The sequence below is a fragment of the Streptomyces achromogenes subsp. achromogenes genome, assembly GCF_000720835.1.
Classification (GTDB): domain Bacteria; phylum Actinomycetota; class Actinomycetes; order Streptomycetales; family Streptomycetaceae; genus Streptomyces; species Streptomyces achromogenes.
Genome location: NZ_JODT01000011.1, coordinates 92,988 through 110,421 on the forward strand (window position 1 = coordinate 92,988; position 17,434 = coordinate 110,421).

The following is a 17,434-nucleotide window of genomic DNA, read 5'->3' on the forward strand; positions in this document are numbered from 1 at the left end:
CTGCCGTAGCCGTTCGACTGAGGCGGCGGCGGTCGGCGCCCGGCCCAGAGCGAACCGTCACCCGGCACGGCAGCGGTAGACCGCTGTGCCTCTGGCAGCAGGCAGGTCACCGGCAGCGCGTTGCTCTCAGTTCGTTTCGTCTTCCCGCTGCCAGACACGAGGCCAGTTGCCGGACGGTGGAGGGGGCCCCAAAATACCCAGGTCACGCCGTGCGAGAGCGTAGAAGTCGTCCCGTGCTCGACTCATCTGCCCCACTGCTCTCTCCCAGCCGGCAGGGTCGTCTTTCAAGCCGCGAGCATAAAGTTCGACGTTCCACACGGATTCATGCCACTTGCGAGCCGCCGCTATGGTCTCCGCTTCCCCGACGAGCAGCATCGTTTCCCACTCGGTCGCACGCCGGGCCTCGGCTTCGGAGAGCTGTGCCAGGCCCTGCTCCGGATCCAGCGGGTCCACTGCGTGTTGGAACCCTCTCGCTGCTCCTATGCGCTGGGCGACGTTGATCTGATGCTTCAAGCTGTTCGCGTAGGAGGCATAGGTGTCCAGTCTCTTCTGGTCCCAGCGTTCCGCTCTTCCCCGTCGCCATCTGCTCCGTTCCGTGAGGCTGGTCGCCACGTAGGAGCCGATGGCTCCCACGACAACGCCGGCCAAAGCGGGCAGCTGCTCCCACAATTCCGATCCCCCATCACCGACGAAGACGGTCGCAGACACAGCGATGCCGAGCAGCCACACGGGATCCCGCGGTCTCCGGGGGCAGCGTCGACGTCATTCCTCGCGGTGCTGAGCGAACACCCTCTGCTGTTCGTCCCGCCAAGTCCAGTCACCCGAGCGTGAGAAGGGAAGGCTCCGGGCAAGACCGGAGAACTGGTCGGATGGTTCGCCGCTGGCCTTGTTCACCACGATCGCGGAGAGCATGGGTGCTCGTCCGTCCTCATTGTGGTGGAGGCAGACATCTTTGAGCAGATAGGTCATGACTCCGCGGTACGGCGGGATGGAGTCGAAGCCTTGTGCCGCGAGCTCGGCGCTCAGCTCCCCGTACGTGATGGTCCGTCCCTGCCGGGCCCGCGCCCGCAGGATGCCCACGGCGGCTTCGAGCGCTGCCGGGTACTCCGGGTCCTTGATCCTCATGGCCCCTCCCCCTTCGGTGGACACTGTCCAGCCTGCGCATCGTATCGGCCGGACACCGGCCCGTACCGCTGCAAACAGCCGAACAGACGGACCACGCACCGAGGTTGCTCCACCGCAGGTCAGCTCGGCGACCAGCCATAGACGACCAAAGCTTTCCGGCCTCAGTGCGCAGCACCGTCGTCACCGACGTGCAGATCCTCTCGCATGCGCGCCCGAAGCACGGCAAGGGCATCGTCATACGTCCGGCGCCCCTCCAGGTACACAGGATCGGTGGCCAGGACTCCCTCCATCACCCGATCGCGGAGGTCGCGCAGGCGGCGGAAAGCATCCTCAGAGGCCTCTACGACGCGACTGGGCACGCTGATGGTCATCTGGTACCTCAGTCCGATGCAGGGCCCGAACGCCTCACGAGCCGTGGTGCGGCGCATCGACGGTTCCATGTCCGGGTCCCGAGCCATGTTCCCGCAGGCGTGACGGGCCTCGGACAGACTGGCCAGATAGTCTCCATAGAGAGTGCGACGGGCCTGCGTCTCGCGATCCACGCGCTCTCGCTTCCATCGTTGACGGTCCAGAAGCATGGCGGACCCTGTGGCGATCACCGCGCCGACTATGGTGCTGATCAACGTGATCCACTGCATGGACCGACCGTAGCCACTGCACGGTGCCTGCCGGCCCTGGATTATCACCACGCCGACCTGGGCCTTGTCGTTGTGCGGGGTGCTGACCGGGCACGTGCCACAGGCGCGCCGGTTCCGCACCACCAGGTGCCCGTAATACGTCCTGGCGCGGGTGATCACCGGCGCTCGGGCCATGAGGCGCGGTCCGCGGCCGGGAACGCGTCGCAGCAGCGGCGGATTCCCCGTCCGGGGTCGGCCACCGGTCACCGGCAGCGGCGGTCCCGACACTGCCGAAGCCGGGAAACCCCAGGTCAGCGCCCCCCAGCCACACGGGTTTCCCCGTAGGGCTGGCGGTACGGCAAGATGGGGTGTATCTGCCCACTGCCAGATTTCAAGCTGCCGGACGGTTTCTCTTGGCTGAGTTCATTTACACCATGCGCAAGGCGCGCAAGGCGCACGGCGACAAGGTGATCCTCGATGACGTCACCCTGAACTTCCTCCCCGGGGCGAAGATCGGCGTCGTCGGCCCGAACGGTGCCGGTAAGTCGACCGTGCTGAAGATCATGGCGGGGCTGGAGCAGCCGTCCAACGGTGACGCCTTCCTCTCGCCCGGCTACAGCGTCGGCATCCTGCTCCAGGAGCCCCCGCTGAACGAGGAGAAGACCGTCCTGGAGAACGTCCAGGAGGGTGTCGCCGAGATCAAGGGCAAGCTCGACCGGTTCAACGAGATCGCCGAGCTGATGGCGACCGACTACTCCGACGCGCTGCTCGACGAGATGGGCAAGCTCCAGGAGGAGCTGGACCACGCGAACGCCTGGGACCTCGACGCCCAGCTGGAGCAGGCCATGGACGCGCTCGGGTGCCCCCCGGGCGACTGGCCCGTGGTCAACCTCTCCGGTGGTGAGAAGCGCCGCGTCGCGCTCTGCAAGCTGCTGCTGGAAGCGCCCGACCTGCTGCTCCTCGACGAGCCCACCAACCACCTCGACGCCGAGTCGGTGAACTGGCTGGAGCAGCACCTGGCCAAGTACCCGGGCACCGTCGTCGCCATCACCCACGACCGGTACTTCCTGGACAACGTGGCCGAGTGGATCCTGGAGCTGGACCGCGGGCGCGCCTACCCGTACCAGGGCAACTACTCCACCTACCTGGAGACCAAGGCCGCCCGTCTGAAGGTCGAGGGCCAGAAGGACGCCAAGCGGCAGAAGCGGCTCAAGGAAGAGCTCGAGTGGGTGCGGTCGAACGCCAAGGGGCGGCAGGCCAAGTCCAAGGCGCGTCTGGCCCGCTACGAGGAGATGGCCGCCGAGGCCGAGAAGATGCGGAAGCTGGACTTCGAGGAGATCCAGATCCCGCCGGGCCCGCGCCTGGGCAACGTCGTGGTCGAGGTCAACGACCTGCACAAGGCCTTCGGGGACAAGGTGCTGGTCGACGGGCTGTCCTTCACGCTGCCGCGCAACGGCATCGTGGGTGTCATCGGCCCGAACGGCGCCGGCAAGACCACCCTGTTCAAGATGATCCAGGGCCTGGAGACGCCGGACACCGGTGACATCAAGGTCGGCGAGACCGTCAAGATCTCCTACGTCGACCAGACCCGCGCCAACATCGACCCGAAGAAGACGCTGTGGGAGGTCGTCTCCGACGGTCTCGACTACATCAACGTCGGCCAGGTCGAGATGCCGAGCCGGGCCTATGTGTCCGCCTTCGGCTTCAAGGGTCCGGACCAGCAGAAGCCGGCCGGAGTCCTCTCCGGCGGTGAGCGCAACCGGCTCAACCTGGCGCTGACCCTGAAGCAGGGCGGCAACCTGCTCCTCCTCGACGAGCCCACCAACGACCTCGACGTCGAGACGCTCTCCAGCCTGGAGAACGCCCTGCTGGACTTCCCCGGCTGCGCCGTCGTCGTCTCCCACGACCGCTGGTTCCTGGACCGTGTCGCGACGCACATCCTCGCCTACGAGGGTGAGTCGAAGTGGTTCTGGTTCGAGGGCAACTTCGAGTCGTACGAGAAGAACAAGATCGAGCGGCTGGGTCCGGACGCCGCGCGTCCGCACCGGGCCACCTACAAGAAGCTGACCCGGGGCTGATCGGTCTTGCGCCACATCTACCGCTGCCCGCTGCGCTGGGCGGACATGGACGCGTACGGCCACGTCAACAACGTGGTGTTCCTCCGCTATCTGGAGGAGGCCCGGGTCGACTTCCTGTTCCGTCCGGACAAGGAGTTCAGGCAGGGGTCCGTGGTGGCGCGCCACGAGATCGACTACAAGCGGCAGCTCGCCCACCGGCACGAGCCGGTGACCATCGAGCTGTGGGTCACCGAGATCAGGGCCGCCTCCTTCACCCTCGCCTACGAGGTGAAGGACGGCGATCTCGTCTACGCCCGGGCGTCGACGGTCATCGTCCCGTTCGACTTCGACGCCCAGCGTCCGCGGCGCATCACCGCGGAGGAGCGTGACTTCCTCCAGGAGTACACGGACGCCGCCGAGGGCGCCGGAGCGGCCGAGGGGGAGGCCGTCGCCGCATGACGGTGCTGCACCTGGCCGACGAGACGGAGGCGGCGGACCTCGCCGCCTTCCTCTCCCGGCTGCTCCACTACGACCGTGGGGCCGCGGTGCGCCTCCAGGCGGCCGGCACGGCACTCGCCGTCTTCGGCCGGCCGCCGTCCTTCGAGGTACTGGCCGTCCGCGCGGTGCGGCTGGCCAAGCCGTACGAGGACGGGCTCGACGCCACCCTCGACGTGACCGTCTCCGCCGGCGAACTGCTGGAGTCCGTGGACGAGCGGGCGGCCACCGCCGCCGTCCCGGGCGCGGTCACCGGTCCGCCGTGGGCCGGGCTGCTGCCGCCGCGCGCCGGCTGGCGGCCCGAGCCGGGACTGCCCGCCCCGGACGCGCTGCGCGCCACGGTCGCCGCCGCGGTGGCCGAATTCCGCTCCCGCACCGAGGAACTGGCGCCCGAGGCCCGTACCCGCGCGGAGCTGGACCGGATCGGGCGGGACATCTGGTCCCGGCGGATCGGGGGCACCGGACTGCCGGTGCGGGCCGTGCACGCGGCCCAGTCCCTGGGCTTCCTCCGGCCGGGCACCGGGCCCGCCGGCACCGGGCTGTTCTCCTCGGGGGCGTGGCTGCGGCTGCGTACGCCGTACGGCTCGGTGGCCGTACGGCAGACGGGGCCGCTCGGGTCCCTAGGGGTCAGCGTGCGCTGACCCCTGCGGGCTCGGCGCCGCGCCCGGCTCAGCCGGCGGTGTTCACCATCGACGCGGCGGCGTACGTCAGGTAGTTCCACAGCGTGCGCTCGTGCTCCTCGGACAGGCCGAGTTCGTCGACGGCCACCCGCATGTGCCGCAGCCAGGCGTCGTGCGCCGCGCGGTCCACGGTGAACGGGGCGTGCCGCATCCGCAGCCGGGGATGCCCGCGGTGGTCGCTGTAGGTCGTGGGGCCGCCCCAGTACTGCATCAGGAACAGGGCCAGCCGCTCCTCGGCCGGACCCAGGTCCTCCTCCGGGTACATCGGCCGCAGGAGCGGGTCCTCGGCGACTCCCTGGTAGAAACGGTGGACGAGCCGGCGGAAGGTCTCCTCCCCGCCGACCTGCTCGTAGAAGGTCTGCTCCTGTAGCGTGCCGCGCCGAATCTCATTCACCCGTCCATCGTCTCAGACGCGGTGACCCAGGACGGAAGACCTAGGACCGCCCCGAGCGGGGGCCGTCCGCCCCTACTGTGGACTCATGGGCGGCTACGACACCGGTACCGAGGCCCTCGCCGACGCGGCGCGGGCCGAGCTGGTGCGGGAGATCGACGCCGACGGCGCCTGGGCGCGGGACCCGGTGTGGCGGGAGGCGTTCGCGGCGGTGCCCCGGCACCTGTTCGTGCCGTACTACTACGTGCCCGGGCCGCGCGGGTACGAACGCCGCTGGGGCGAGAGTCCCGAGCCGGCGGCCCGGGAGCGCTGGGTGCGCGGTGCCTACGCGGACGTGCCGCTGGCCACCCGGCTGCGCGACGGCGAACTGGTCTCCTCCAGCAGCCAGCCCTCCCTGATGGCCCGGATGCTGGTCGCCCTGCGCGTCGAGGACGGCGACCGGGTCCTGGAGGTGGGCGCCGGCACCGGCTACAACGCGGCCCTGCTCGCCCACCGGCTCGGCGCCGACGACCTGGTGACCACCGTCGATCTGGAGCCGGAGATCACCGAGTCGGCCCGGCGGCACCTGGCGGCGGCCGGCCACCACCCGGCCGTGGTCACCGGCGACGGCGCGCGCGGGGTACCCGAACGCGCCCCCTACGACCGGATCATCGCCACCTGCGAGCTGTGCGCGGTGCCGCGCGCCTGGCTCGCGCAGTGCCGCCCCGGCGCGCGCATCCTCACCCCGTTCGCCACCGGTCTGCTCGCGCTGACCGTGCGGGACGCGGAGCATGCCGAGGGCCGCTTCCTGCCCGGGGCCGCCTTCTTCGTGCCGCTGCGCGGCCAGGGCCGGGCCGAGCCGGGGAGCGTCAGCCTGGCCGGACTGCCCGCCCGGGCCCGTACGCGGGAGCCGTTCCGCTTCCTGCTCGCGCTGACCCGGGGCGTCCTCGGCCCCCGGGAGGCGTACGCGCTATGGGAGCGCGAGGGCGAGCCCGGCCGCGGCCGTTACGGCGTCACGGTCCGCGGCGAGCACGCCTGGGCCTGGCTGGACGACCCCGAAGGGCCGTACGCCTGGCCGCTGTCCTGAGCGCGGTCAGCCCCGGCGGACGGTGATCGTCGTCCAGGCGCCCACGTGCACCCGGTCGCCGTCCTGGAGCGGGACCGGTACGAACGGCTGGATCGGCTCCTCGGACATGTTGACCGTGGTGCCGTTGGTCGAGTTCTGGTCCACGACCGCCCAGCTGCCGTCCGGCTGCTGCACCAGCATCGCGTGCTGGTGCGAGACGCCCGGGTCCTCCGGCGGCACCGACAGGTCGATGTCCGGGGTGTCGCCGGTGGAGTGCCGGCGGCGCCCGATGGTCACCTGGTTGCCGGTGAGCGTGCGCTGCTGCTCGGGCGAGTACGCGGGCAGGTTCAGGCCCGCGGCCTCGGGGCCGGAGCGCTGCATCATCGCCATGAAGTACTCGCGGTCCGGGCCGATGGTCGCGGTCCAGGTGCCCGGCTGGGCGCCTTGGCCCTGGCCGTGCGACTGGTGCGGGACCTGGGGTGCCTGAGGCGCCTGCGGGGCCTGGGCCTGCTGAGGTGCCTGCGGGAACCCGCCGGGACCGCCCGGTCCGCCCGGTCGTCCGCCGGGGCCGCCCGGTCCGGGCGGTGCCTGCGTGGCGCCGGGGTGCGGGTAGCCGTAGCCGCCGCCCTGGCCGCCGGTGTCCTGGCCCGGGCCGCCGGACGACGGCGGGGAGATCACCCAGTCGTCCTCACCGGCCGGGGGCCGGCGGTTCCCGCGCGGGAACGCGGGCGGGGCGGGCGGAGCCGAGGCCCCGGCCTGCTGGAACGCCTGCGGTCCACCGCCGGGTCCACCGGGTCCACCGGGCCCACCGGGTCCGGCCGGTCGTCCGCCGGGGCCGCCCGGTCCGGGCGGTGTCTGGTTGGCGCCGGGGTGCGGGTAGCCGTAGCCGCCGCCCTGGCCGCCGGTGTCCTGGCCCGGGCCACCGGGACCGCCGGGGCCGGACGGGCCGCCGGGGCGGGAGGGGTTGCCGGGGTTCTGCCCCGGAGCGCCGCCGAAGCCGGACGGGCCGGAGGGGCCGCCGGAACCGGGGCCCTGCCCCGGGCCGCCGCCGAAGCCGGGCTGACCGGAGGGAGCGCCGCCCCCCGGGCCCTGTCCGGGGCCGCCGCCGAAGCCGGACGGCGGTCCCGCCGGACGGCCGGCACCGGGACCACCGGGACCGGCCGGACCACCGGGCCGCTGACCCGGGAACCCGCCAGGACCGGGACCCTGCCCCGGGAACGCGCCGGGACCGGACGCACCACCGGCACCGGTACCGGGACCACCGCTACCGGGACCACCAGGACCGCCGCTACCTGGACCACCAGGACCGCCGGGACCCTGTCCGAACCCCTGCGGGGGCGCGGGCGGGCGGCGGTTGCCGGGCGGGAAGGGGGACTGGCCCTCGGGACCCGCGGGACCCGGGGCGGGCGGGGTCCGGTCGGGGGCGAACGGGGTCGGGCCCGACGGCTCGCTGCCGAAGGACGGGATCGGCTCGGCGGGCCGGTTCACCTGCGAGGGCCGGGAGCCCTGGTACTCGTACCCGTCACCGCCGCCGTAGGTCGAGCTCGGCGGCTGGAACCGGGGCTGCGGCGGGCGCGGCGCGGCCGGGGTGTACGAGGTCGCGGTGTTGGTCAGGAAGTTCCACCGGCACTCCTCGCAGAACGGCGCGCCGCCCTCGCGGGGCGTACGGCACTGCGGGCACAGCTCCGGTTCGGGGCCGGCCGCGGCGGGACCGGGCCGGCCGGGCGCGCCGGCGGGCGGCGGGAAGCCGTAGCCGCCGGGGCCCGGGGGCGGCGGCGGGGGCGGAGGTACGGCACCGGCCATGCGGTGACCGCAGACCTCGCACCAGTCGTCGGAACCCGACTGGTGTCCGTTCGGGCAGGTCGGCATGTCGGTGCTTCCCCTTCTCCTACGCTTTGGAGGGTCACTTCTTCACGCGGACAGTCTTGGTGGACCGGGTCTCCAGAGTCATCTCGTCGGCCTCCGCGACCCTCGTCTTCAACCGCACAGTACCTGTCGCGGCGTCGACCACGTCCACCACCTTCGCAAGCAGTTTCGCAGTATCGGCGTTGCCGGAGGCGTTCGCGAGCTGAAGGGCCCGGCCCAGTTTGGCCGTTGCTCCATCGAAATCGCCCGCTTTGCGCAGATCGATCCCTTGCTGGATGGCTTGCGCCAGTTCGGCCTGCCCGGTGTAGTGGGCGACTTGGGGGCTCATGGCGGTCGAGGCGGCCATGTCGTCCGTCCACACGGCCCGTACGAGGCCCTGCGCGCCGAGGTTCTGTACCGTTCCGTCCGGTTGCGGGACCACCAGGGAGACCCGCGCCGCCAGCATCTCCTGGCCCAGTCCGGCCGGCGGGACCGTCACGGACAGGTGGTAGTCGCGGGACTCGTCGCCCCAGGAACCGGTCGGATAGTCCCCGGCGCGCGGCCCGGCCTCGGTGCGACGGTGCGTCAAGTCCTCGACCGCCGGGGCGACTTGCTTGACGAACCGGAGGGTGGCCCCGAGCGGCGTCCACACCCGCAGGGCGACGTCGGCGACCTCCTTGCCCATCGCCGTCTCCATCATCCGCGTGAAGTCGGCGGCGAGTCCGGCCGGGTCGGCGACGATGTCGGCGGTGCCGAGCAGCGCCGAGGCGATGCCTGTGACTTCTTTCACGTCCCAGTCCGTGCCCACGCCCCGCGCGTCGCAGGTGAACCGGCCCGCGCAGGCGTCCAGGGTGGCCCGCAGGTCCGCGGGCGACTCGTGTTCGTTGCGGCCGTCGGTGAGCAGGATGCCGTGCCGGAGGGTGACGTCCGCCGCGGACAGCAGCCGGTCGGCGAGCCGCAGCCAGGTGCCGATGGCCGTACCGCCGCCCGCGCTCAGCCGGCGCAGCGCCTGCTTGGCCTGCTCACGGGTGGTGGCGTCGGCGACCGCGAGCCGCCCGCCGCCCGGGTAGACCTCCTGGGCGACATGGGTGCCGCCGATCACCGCGAAGCGGGTGCCGTCGCGCAGGGTGTCGATCGCGGCGGCCGTGGCCTCGCGGGCGCCGCGCATCTTCGCGGGCGGGTAGTCCATGGAGCCCGAGCAGTCGACCATGACCGCCACCGCGGCGGAGGGCCGGCCCGGCGCCACGGCGGCGCCGCCGAGGGTGCCGCCGCCGGTCGCGGTCACCGTCACTATGGCGTCGACCTGGCTGCCGCCCTCGGGCAGATACTCGTTCTGGTAGACGTCCACCGAGAACCGCGGTCCGTCCGGCTTCGCGAAATTGGCCATGCTGTGACGCATCCCCCTCGTACGACTCGCCCACGCCAGGCGCCGGCTGTGGGCGGACCGGTCCCCTCCGGTCCGCCCCGGCTTCCCCGTGCCGCGGTCCCGCGGCCCACGGCCTTCAGGCCGATCCTGCCCCCTGCGACGGCGCCGGGAACGGCAGTACCGCCACTGTTACGTTGTCGTGGCCCCCGCCGTCCAGGGCGTGCCCGACCAGCACTTGGGCGCCGTGCAGCGGGCGGGTCGCCGCGTCCGGCGGGACGACCTCGGACATCTCCTGGGCCGTCTCGGCGTAGTTCCACAGTCCGTCGGTGCACACCACCACCGCGCCGGGCCGGTCCGGCCGGAAGCAGGCGGTGTGCGGCTCCAGTTCGTAGGCGTCCGCGCCGAGCCAGCCGGTGATCGCGTGGGCCCGCTCGTCGGCGTACGCCTCGGCCTCGCTCATCAGTCCGGCGGCCACCATCTGCGCGGCCCAGGAGTCGTCCTCGGTGAGCCGGGCGGGCGGTGCGGTGCGGTCGGTGGGCACCCAGTAGACCCGGCTGTCGCCGACCCAGCCGACGACCAGCAGCCCGGAGGTGACCACCGCGCCGACGATCGTGCAGGCCGGCGCGTTCTGGTGCGGGGCGTGCTCGCGGGCCGTGGCGGGTTCGTCGGCGAGCGCGTTGACGGCGTGCGCGGCGGCGACGATCGCCTCGTGCATCGCCGCCTGCGGGTGGGTGCCGCGCGGCAGCGCGGCCAGCAGGGTGTCGCCGGCCGCCCGGGAGGCGGCCAGGGAGGCGGCGTCGGGGCGGGTCGCGGAGGACACGCCGTCGCAGACGATCGCCAGCGCCGCCGGGGTGCCGTCGGGCAGCGTGGTGTGGCCGACGGCGAACGCGTCCTCGTTGCGGTGGTGGCGCAGCCCGCGGTCGCTGACGGCCGCGACCGGGCCCGTCTCCCGTTCCAGGTGGTCGCGTTCGCGGGGCTGGGCGTGCCCGCAGTGCTCGCAGTAGCCGTCGTCGTCCACCCGGCCCGTGCGGCAGGCCACGCACAGCCGCGCCGGAGCGGCCGGGGCGGCGGGCGGGGCGGCCAGCCGCGGGTCCGGTGCCTGCAACGGGTACTCCTCGGGCTCCGCCGGCCGGTCGAAGCGCACCCCGGAACCGGCGGACCGGTCGTCCCCGGGCTCCTGCCCGTGCGGCGCGGCGCCGCCCGCGCCGGGACCCGGCGGCTCCGTCGCGGGCGCCGGGTCGCCGGGCCAGGGGGCGGGCCGGTCCGTTCCGTCCCCGGGCGCGGCGGCACCGGTCAGGGGGAGCGTCGGATGGTCCTGCGGCGGCGCGGGCACCACCGAAAGGTCGTATCCGCACGCTCCGCAGAACAGGTCACCCGGCTCCACCGGTTCCGCGCAGCTCGGGCACTTCGGCAGTGCGGCCTGCCGGGGCATCTGCGACATCGACTTACACCCACGTTCGGGGGCGGTAACGGTTGGCCCGTTCCACCAGCTCGATCCTCTCCTTGCCGCCGGGCGCCAGCCGGGCCAGCGTGCGGTAGGCACGCTCCAGGCCGAAGCGCAGACCCCGCTCGTCCAGACCGCTGCCCAGCAGCGTCCGGCCCGCCGCGGCGGATCCGGCGCCCCCGGAGAGTACCCAGTCCAGCGCGCCGCCGAGCACTTCCGCCGACAGCCGCGCGCGCCGCGCCGGGTCCAGACCGTAGGCCTGGAGCGCCTCGACCTGCCCGGCGGCGGCCGTCAGGTCGTCCCCGAACGGTACGTCACCGGGGCCGGGGGTACGACCTCGCAGCCGGGCCCGGACGGCGGCGACCCGGGCGGCCGTGTAGTGGATGGAGGATTCCGGCACCGACTCCAGCGTCCGTACCGCGCCCTGCCGGTCCCCGGCCGCGAGCCGCACCCGGGCGAGCCCGAACGCGGCGCTCACGAAGCTCCGGTCGGTCGTCCACACCAGCCGGTAGTACTCGGCCGCGTTGTCCGTCTGGCCCAGCACCTCCGCGCACAGGCCGAGGGCCAGCTTGGGCGCGCTCTCCCCGGGGAAGGCATCGTAGACGGCGTCGAAGGCCAGGGCGGCGCCCTCGAAGTCGCCGGTGACCAGGGCGGCCACGCCCCGCTGCCACACCACCCGCCAGTCGTCGGGCCGTTCCTCGTCCAGCTTTGCCAGGATCGTCAGGGCGCCCCGCGTCTCGCCGCTCTCCAGCCGGACGCGGACCTGCCGCAGCCGGGTCTCCACGGTCTGCTCGGGTGCCGCCTCCAGCGCGCCGAGCAGCTCGGCCGGTGGGGAGGCCGGCAGGCCCGCCAGGAAACCGGCGCCCGGGTCGCCGGGGTCGACCAGCGCCAGGGGCAGGGCGAGCGCGGCGGCCGGGGTGTCCACGGGCCGGACGAGCGCCGCCGGGGGGAGGGCGGCAGCGGCGGCCGGGGCCTTGCGGTCCCGGCGGGCGCCGAGCCGGGACACGTCCCCGTCCAGGACGGGGAACAGCTCGGTGTCCGTGACCTTCACCTCGGGCCCGAACAGGGTGGACAGCGCGGGCCGGGGCTCACCGGTCTGGAGTGCGACCACCTCGCGCAGCACGCCGGTCAGCTGCTCGGCCATCTCCTGCGCGGAGCCGAACCGGCGGTCCGGGTCGGGGTCGGTGGCGCGCACCAGGAGCCGGTAGAAGGACTCGTAGCGGCGGAACACCTCGATGGTGTCCGGGTCGGGCAGGGAGTCGGCGTAGGCGGTGGTGTAGCCCTGGAAGTCGAAGGTGAGCACCGCCAGGGTGCGGCCCACCGTGTACAGGTCGCTGGCCACCGACGGGCCGGTCTCGGCGACCTCGGGGGCCTGGTAGCCGATCGTGCCGTAGATCGCCGACTCCTGGTCGTCCATCCGGCGGACGGCGCCCATGTCGATCAGCTTGAGCTGGTCCTCGGTCTGGATGGCGTTGTCCACCTTGAAGTCGCAGTACAGCAGGTTCCTGCTGTGCAGGTGGCCGAGCGCCTCCAGGGCCTCGATGCCGTAGGCGCACGCCTGTTCCACCGGCAGCGGGTCGCGGCGGCCGTCGGGGGCCCGGCGGGTGTTGGCGATCTCCTTCAGGGACTTGCCGCCGACGTACTCCATGACGATGTAGCCGTCCAGCGAGCCGGTGCGCTGGTCGAGGTGTTCCACGAAGTTGTAGATCCGCACGATGTTGGCGTGCTCGATCTCGGCGAGGAAGCGCCGTTCGGAGATCGCCGCGGCCATCGCGTCCTGGTCGCCGGTGTCCAGCAGGCCCTTGAGCACCACCCAGCGGTCGGAGACGGCCCGGTCCACGGCGAGGTAGATCCAGCCCAGCCCGCCGTGCGCGAGACAGCCCGCGACCTCGTACTGGCCGTGCACGATGTCCCCGGCGCGCAGCTTGGGCACGAAGGAGTACGGGTGCCCGCACTTGGTGCAGAAACCTTCCGTGCGGCCCGGCCGGTCACCGCGCGCCCGGCCCACCGGGGCCCCGCAGTCCGACCGGGAGCAGAACCGCTTGCGCTCGGGCACCTCCGGGCGCTCCAGCACCATCGCGTGCGGGTCGGGCCGCGGCACCTGCGGCACGGACACCAGCCCGGCGCCCAGCCGGCCGCGCGCCGAGGAGCCGGTGGAGGCGGCGGAGCTGCGTACCGACACCGAGCGGCCGGTGGACCTCCCCGACACCGAGCGGGACAGCCGCCCGGACACCGAGCGGCGCGAGCGCGACGACTGCGAGGACGTGCGGGCGCTGCGCGAACCCGCGCCGTCGGTCGCCCCCTTGGCGATCCCGGTGGCCTGCGAGCCCACCATCCCTGCCCCGGAAGGGGGACCTCCGGCCGCCACCACCGGCGCCAGACCGCAGGTGTCGCAGTACAGCCCGCCACCGCCGACGTCCTCGTAGGCGCCCTGGCACCCCGGCCGCTGGCAGGTCTGTCCCGGCCGGCTCATGACGCGTCCCCCTTGCGGTCCTCGGGCGCGCCCGTGCCGCCGAGCAGCTCGGCCGCCGCCTGCTGGTAGCGCAGCACGGCCTGTTCGGCCACGCGCAGATCGCAGGGCGCGCTCCACAGCATGCGGCGGGCCACGTCGTAGCGCTCCACCAGCAGCGGGTCCTCGGCCAGGCCGTGCCGGGCGACCTTCGCCTTGTAGGCGTCGAGCCGGCCGCGCAGCTCGGCGCGGACCGCGAGCGGCGCGGTGACCGCGGTCAAGGACTCGCGGGCGCGCAGCAGTTCGTCCTCCGCCTTCTCCTCCAGGGACTCCAGCAGCGGGGACAGCCGGTGCCACCGGCCCTGCCTGCGGTACTCGACGGCGGTCGCCAGCTGCTCCTGGAGGACGGTCGGCGGGCCGCCGACCGCCGGCACCTCGGTGGCGGCGATCTTCGCCAGCACCTCGCCGCGCGCGGTCCGGGCCTCGGCGAGGGTGCGGTCCGCCCGGGACAGCACGTCCCGCACCCGGACCAGCCGGGCCTCCGCGTCCTGGCGCACCGTCAGCACGGCGTCGATCTCCCGGCGCACGTCCTCCAGGGCGCGCGCCGCACGGTCGTACACCGTCGTGTCCGGGCGGCCGCCGCCCGGCGCGGAACTGCCCTCGGCCGGCACCCAGAACGCGAGCGGGTCGGCGACGACGTCCTCGCGCAGCCGGGTCAGCGTGCGGGTGATCCGCTCCAGGTCGTCGCCGGCCGGGTGTTCGCCCGGGCGCACCCCGACGGAGTGCGCGAGCTGCCGGGTGCGCTGGAGCTCGGCCGCGAGCAGGTCGATCCGCGCGGGCAGCGCCGACCACACCGCGTCCGCGGCGACGATCACGTCCAGGCTCGTCGCGTACAGCTCGTTCATCCGCTCCACCAGCGCCGGCAGCGTGAACGTCTCGCTGAGCCGGCCGCTTTCGCCGCCGGGGACGGTCACGGACTCGCCGCGCAGCAGCCCGGTCAGCTCCGCCAGGTCCTCGCGGCTGGACCAGCGGCGCCGGGCGCGGATCTCACGGGCACCGCGCAGCGCGGCCGTGTAGGCGTCGAAGTACGTCCACAGCAGGGTGATCCGTGCCTCCGTGGCCTGCCAGCGTTCCCGGGTGACGCCGGTCAGTTCGGCGCCTTCGAGGAGTCTGCGGCCCGCGTGGTCCTGGAGGGCCAGCAGGGAGGTCTCGATCGCCTCGTGCTCCTGGCCGAGCCGCGCCAGCGCACGGTCCGCCTCGTCCCGGTCCATCACCGGCCCGGCGGGGTCCGTGACGCCCATCGATCACCTCTCGCTCGCTGTCGGTTCCGGTCGGGTGCGGCTCAACTGCCGCTCAGGTAGCGCGGCGCGGGCGGCTTCGACGCGGCCGGGTCCTTGCCCAGTGTCGCCGACAGCCAGTCGTCGTACGACTTCTGCCAGCCGTTCGCCGCGTAGTCCACCAGAACGCGGTTGACCCGGCGTACCAGGTCGTCTGCGTCCTTCTTCATCGCCACGCCGTAGTACTCGGTCGTGAACGCCTCGCCCTTGAGTTCCACCGTCGGGTCCTGGGCGGCCTGGCTCGCGGCGAGCGCGCCGTCGGTCACCACCGCGTCCACCTCGCCCAGTTGCAGCCGGACCAGGCAGTCCAGCTGGTTGGGCACGGTGGTGGACAGGTCGGTGGAGCCGGGCAGCCGGCCCGCCTTCCGGTCGGCGTCCAGCTTGGCGTACGCGGTCGAACCGGTCGCCGTGCACACCTTCCTGCCGGCCAGCGAGCCGTCGTAGCCGGTGATCGCCGAGGACTTGGGGGCGAGGACCTGCTGGCCGGTCCGGAAGTAGGGCGCGGAGAACGCGACCTGGCGCAGCCGGTCACAGGTGATCGTCATCGTGCGCACGACCATGTCCACGCGCCCGTCCTGGATCGCCGGGATGCGCTGGTTGGTCGGGATCGCCTTGAACTGCACCGCGTTCCGGTCGCCGAGGATGTCCTCGGCGATCCGGTGCGCGAGGTCGATGTCGAAGCCCTCCAGCCGGGCGCCCTCGGTGTTCGGGTTGCGGTAGCCCCAGCGGTAGCTGTTCTGGTCGACGCCGACGACCAGCTTGCGCTTGGCGCCCGTACGGGCCCGGATCGCCTCGATCGTCGGGCCGTCCGCGCCGGCCGGGGCGAGCGTCCGCTCGTGCGCCTCGGCGTCCGTGCAGTCGTCGGCGCGGGCCTGGGCGCCGGTGGCGACCCGCGGCGCCGCACGGCCCGGCTCGGCCGTCACCCGCTGGGTGCACGGCAGCAGCAGGACGAACGCCAGCGCCAGCGCGCACAGCACCGCCATCGTGGCGACTCCGCCCCAGCCCCGCAGCGAGGCCCGCGCACGTCTCGCGTCCATCGCCCTGCCCCCTGTCACCGGTACTCCGAAAGCCTGCGGCCTATGCCGGCGACCGAGCCCGCCGCGCCCAGCACCGCGAGGGCGGCGGCGCCCTGCGGCAGCCAGGCCAGCGCGTCCCGTCCGTCGCCGGCGGCCTGCCGGAACTCGGCCCGCTCGTGGCCGATGGCCCTCTCCAGGCCGCGGTCGACGCCGTCGAAGCACTCGGCGGTCGCGCCCTTGGCACCGATCACCTTGTCCAGGGCCTGCTGGTAGTTGCCGTTCTCGTCCTCGGCGCGGGCCGCCGCGTGCCGCCGCTGCCACACGGCCGTGTCGCTCTGGGCGGCCGTGACCGGGGCGGTGCCCGCGCCGTCGTCGGCGAGCCGCGCCGCCTCGGACAGCGCCGCGCGGAGCACCGCCATGTCCTTGTCGAATTCGTAGTAGTGGGCGTCGTACGTCTGCCCGCCCACCGTCACGGTGTCCGCGCCGCGTGCCACCAGGCTCAGGTTCTCGTTGCCGCGCGCCTTCAGGGCGGCGATCCGGGCCTCGTGCAGCACGTTGAGCGACCTGATGCCGTGCTCGTAGGAGCCGTCGAGCCCGGAGCGGGCGACCGCGTGGCCCACGACCAGCCACAGCAGGGCGGCCGTGGTCGCGGCGGTGGCGGCGACCAGGCCGCGGTTGAGGACGCGGTGGGTGCGCCGGTACACGCGGTGCTGGGCCCAGCCGAGCGCGGCCAGGGCGAGCAGGCCGAGCGCGATGGCCGCCCACGGGTACGGCGTCGCGTCGCCGTAGTCCGCGTCCAGCCGGCGGTTCTCCGTGGTGTAGAGCGCCTGTGCGGCCGGGAGCATGTGCTTCTGCATCTTCTCGTCGGCGTACCGCAGGTAGGCGCCGCCCACCGGGTAGCCCTGCCGGTTGTAGGTCCGGGCCCGCTCGATGAGGCCCTTGTACTCGGGCAGCAGCCGGTTCAGCCGGGCCACGGTCGCCTCGGCGGCGGAGCCGGGTTCGGCGTTGGCGGCGGCGGTGACGAGGCCGGCGGCGGCCTGACGGATGTCCTTCTCGTACTGGTCGCGGGACTTGGCGTTCTCCTGCCCGCCGGCCAGGAACGTGCCGGCCGCGGCGGTGTTGGCGTCGGCCAGCGAGCGGTAGATGCCGGCCGCGCCGAAGCTGAGCGGCTGGCTGCGGCGCAGCACGTCGTCGGCGGCGGCCGCACGGGTGCTGGTCTGCCAGGCGGTGACCGCGCCGAACCCGAGCACCAGCAGGGCCAGGACGGCGCCGATGATCCGCAGCCGCCCCGGCTCCGTGGTCGCGGCGGCCCGCAGCCGCTCGGCACCCTCGGCGAAGGCGGTGCGGCGCGCGGGCGGGGCGGGCTGGACGGCGGGCGCGGTCCGCGCGTGGGGCTGGGCGGGGGACACGGGCAGCGCGTGGGGCTGGGCGGGGATGCCGGGCACACCGGCGGCACCGGCCGGCGGCGGCGCGCTGCTCTTCGGCGGGTGTGTCACTCGACCTCCCCCATGGTCATGCGGTCGCCGCCCAGTATCACCGTCCGCACCGGCATCCGCACCGGCCTTCA

General features: G+C 73.6%; 15 protein-coding genes. 4 read left to right on the forward strand and 11 right to left on the reverse strand.

The window, feature by feature from the left end; genetic code table 11:
- Positions 1-126: 126 nt before the first annotated feature.
- The 3 genes from IH25_RS39360 to IH25_RS0113240 all read right to left on the reverse strand — a co-directional run bounded on the left by IH25_RS39360 (position 127) and on the right by IH25_RS0113240 (position 1,763).
- Positions 127-729 carry a hypothetical protein gene (locus IH25_RS39360; protein WP_245172782.1) on the reverse strand — a complete coding sequence of 201 codons (603 nt, stop codon included), beginning with the start codon at positions 727-729 and terminating at the stop codon, positions 127-129.
- A 33-nt stretch (positions 730-762) separates the two neighbouring features.
- Positions 763-1,125: a hypothetical protein gene (locus IH25_RS0113235; protein ID WP_030608018.1), complete on the reverse strand. Its 363-nt coding sequence runs from the start codon at positions 1,123-1,125 to the stop codon at positions 763-765.
- A gap of 161 nt (positions 1,126-1,286) precedes the next feature.
- On the reverse strand, positions 1,287-1,763 hold the full coding sequence (locus tag IH25_RS0113240; RefSeq protein ID WP_030608019.1) for a hypothetical protein: 477 nt from the start codon (positions 1,761-1,763) through the stop codon (positions 1,287-1,289).
- A gap of 392 nt (positions 1,764-2,155) precedes the next feature.
- Between IH25_RS0113240 and ettA the strand changes: the two genes are divergently transcribed.
- The 3 genes from ettA to IH25_RS0113255 are packed head-to-tail and all read left to right on the forward strand — an operon-like array spanning position 2,156 to position 4,935.
- Positions 2,156-3,820, forward strand: a complete 1,665-nt coding sequence (gene ettA / locus IH25_RS0113245; RefSeq protein WP_030608022.1) for an energy-dependent translational throttle protein EttA — start codon at positions 2,156-2,158, stop codon at positions 3,818-3,820.
- A gap of 6 nt (positions 3,821-3,826) precedes the next feature.
- Positions 3,827-4,258: an acyl-CoA thioesterase gene (locus IH25_RS0113250; protein ID WP_030608025.1), complete on the forward strand. Its 432-nt coding sequence runs from the start codon at positions 3,827-3,829 to the stop codon at positions 4,256-4,258.
- Positions 4,255-4,935: a hypothetical protein gene (locus tag IH25_RS0113255; protein ID WP_030608028.1), complete on the forward strand. Its 681-nt coding sequence runs from the start codon at positions 4,255-4,257 to the stop codon at positions 4,933-4,935. The genes IH25_RS0113250 and IH25_RS0113255 overlap by 4 nt, the downstream gene beginning before the upstream one ends.
- Before the next feature lie 28 nt (positions 4,936-4,963).
- Here IH25_RS0113255 and IH25_RS0113260 read toward each other — a convergent pair whose 3' ends face one another.
- Positions 4,964-5,368 carry a globin gene (locus IH25_RS0113260; RefSeq protein ID WP_030608031.1) on the reverse strand — a complete coding sequence of 135 codons (405 nt, stop codon included), beginning with the start codon at positions 5,366-5,368 and terminating at the stop codon, positions 4,964-4,966.
- An 85-nt stretch (positions 5,369-5,453) separates the two neighbouring features.
- On the opposite strand from IH25_RS0113260, the gene IH25_RS0113265 reads away from it, so the two are divergent.
- Positions 5,454-6,431 (forward strand): methyltransferase domain-containing protein, encoded by a 978-nt coding sequence (locus IH25_RS0113265; RefSeq protein ID WP_030608034.1) that lies wholly within the window; start codon positions 5,454-5,456, stop codon positions 6,429-6,431.
- A gap of 6 nt (positions 6,432-6,437) precedes the next feature.
- On the opposite strand, the gene IH25_RS0113270 is transcribed toward IH25_RS0113265, so the two are convergent.
- From IH25_RS0113270 to IH25_RS0113305, 7 genes are all read right to left on the reverse strand, one after another.
- Positions 6,438-8,279: an FHA domain-containing protein gene (locus IH25_RS0113270; RefSeq protein ID WP_030608036.1), complete on the reverse strand. Its 1,842-nt coding sequence runs from the start codon at positions 8,277-8,279 to the stop codon at positions 6,438-6,440.
- Between the two features lie 34 nt (positions 8,280-8,313).
- Entirely contained in the window at positions 8,314-9,642 is a 1,329-nt protein-coding gene (locus IH25_RS0113275) for a vWA domain-containing protein (RefSeq protein WP_030608039.1), read from the reverse strand.
- A 115-nt stretch (positions 9,643-9,757) separates the two neighbouring features.
- Positions 9,758-11,062 carry a PP2C family serine/threonine-protein phosphatase gene (locus IH25_RS0113280; RefSeq protein WP_030608042.1) on the reverse strand — a complete coding sequence of 435 codons (1,305 nt, stop codon included), beginning with the start codon at positions 11,060-11,062 and terminating at the stop codon, positions 9,758-9,760.
- A gap of 4 nt (positions 11,063-11,066) precedes the next feature.
- A complete protein-coding gene (locus tag IH25_RS0113285) occupies positions 11,067-13,538 on the reverse strand; it encodes a serine/threonine-protein kinase (RefSeq protein ID WP_078844231.1) in 2,472 nt (823 codons plus the stop codon).
- Positions 13,535-14,815 carry a coiled-coil domain-containing protein gene (locus IH25_RS0113295; protein ID WP_030608050.1) on the reverse strand — a complete coding sequence of 427 codons (1,281 nt, stop codon included), beginning with the start codon at positions 14,813-14,815 and terminating at the stop codon, positions 13,535-13,537. The genes IH25_RS0113285 and IH25_RS0113295 overlap by 4 nt, the downstream gene beginning before the upstream one ends.
- Positions 14,816-14,856: 41 nt before the next feature.
- Positions 14,857-15,888 carry a glutamate ABC transporter substrate-binding protein gene (locus tag IH25_RS0113300; RefSeq protein WP_030608053.1) on the reverse strand — a complete coding sequence of 344 codons (1,032 nt, stop codon included), beginning with the start codon at positions 15,886-15,888 and terminating at the stop codon, positions 14,857-14,859.
- A gap of 14 nt (positions 15,889-15,902) precedes the next feature.
- The gene (locus IH25_RS0113305) at positions 15,903-17,363 is read right to left on the reverse strand and encodes a hypothetical protein (RefSeq protein ID WP_030608055.1); all 1,461 of its coding nucleotides are present in this window, start codon (positions 17,361-17,363) and stop codon (positions 15,903-15,905) included.
- Positions 17,364-17,434: the final 71 nt, after the last annotated feature.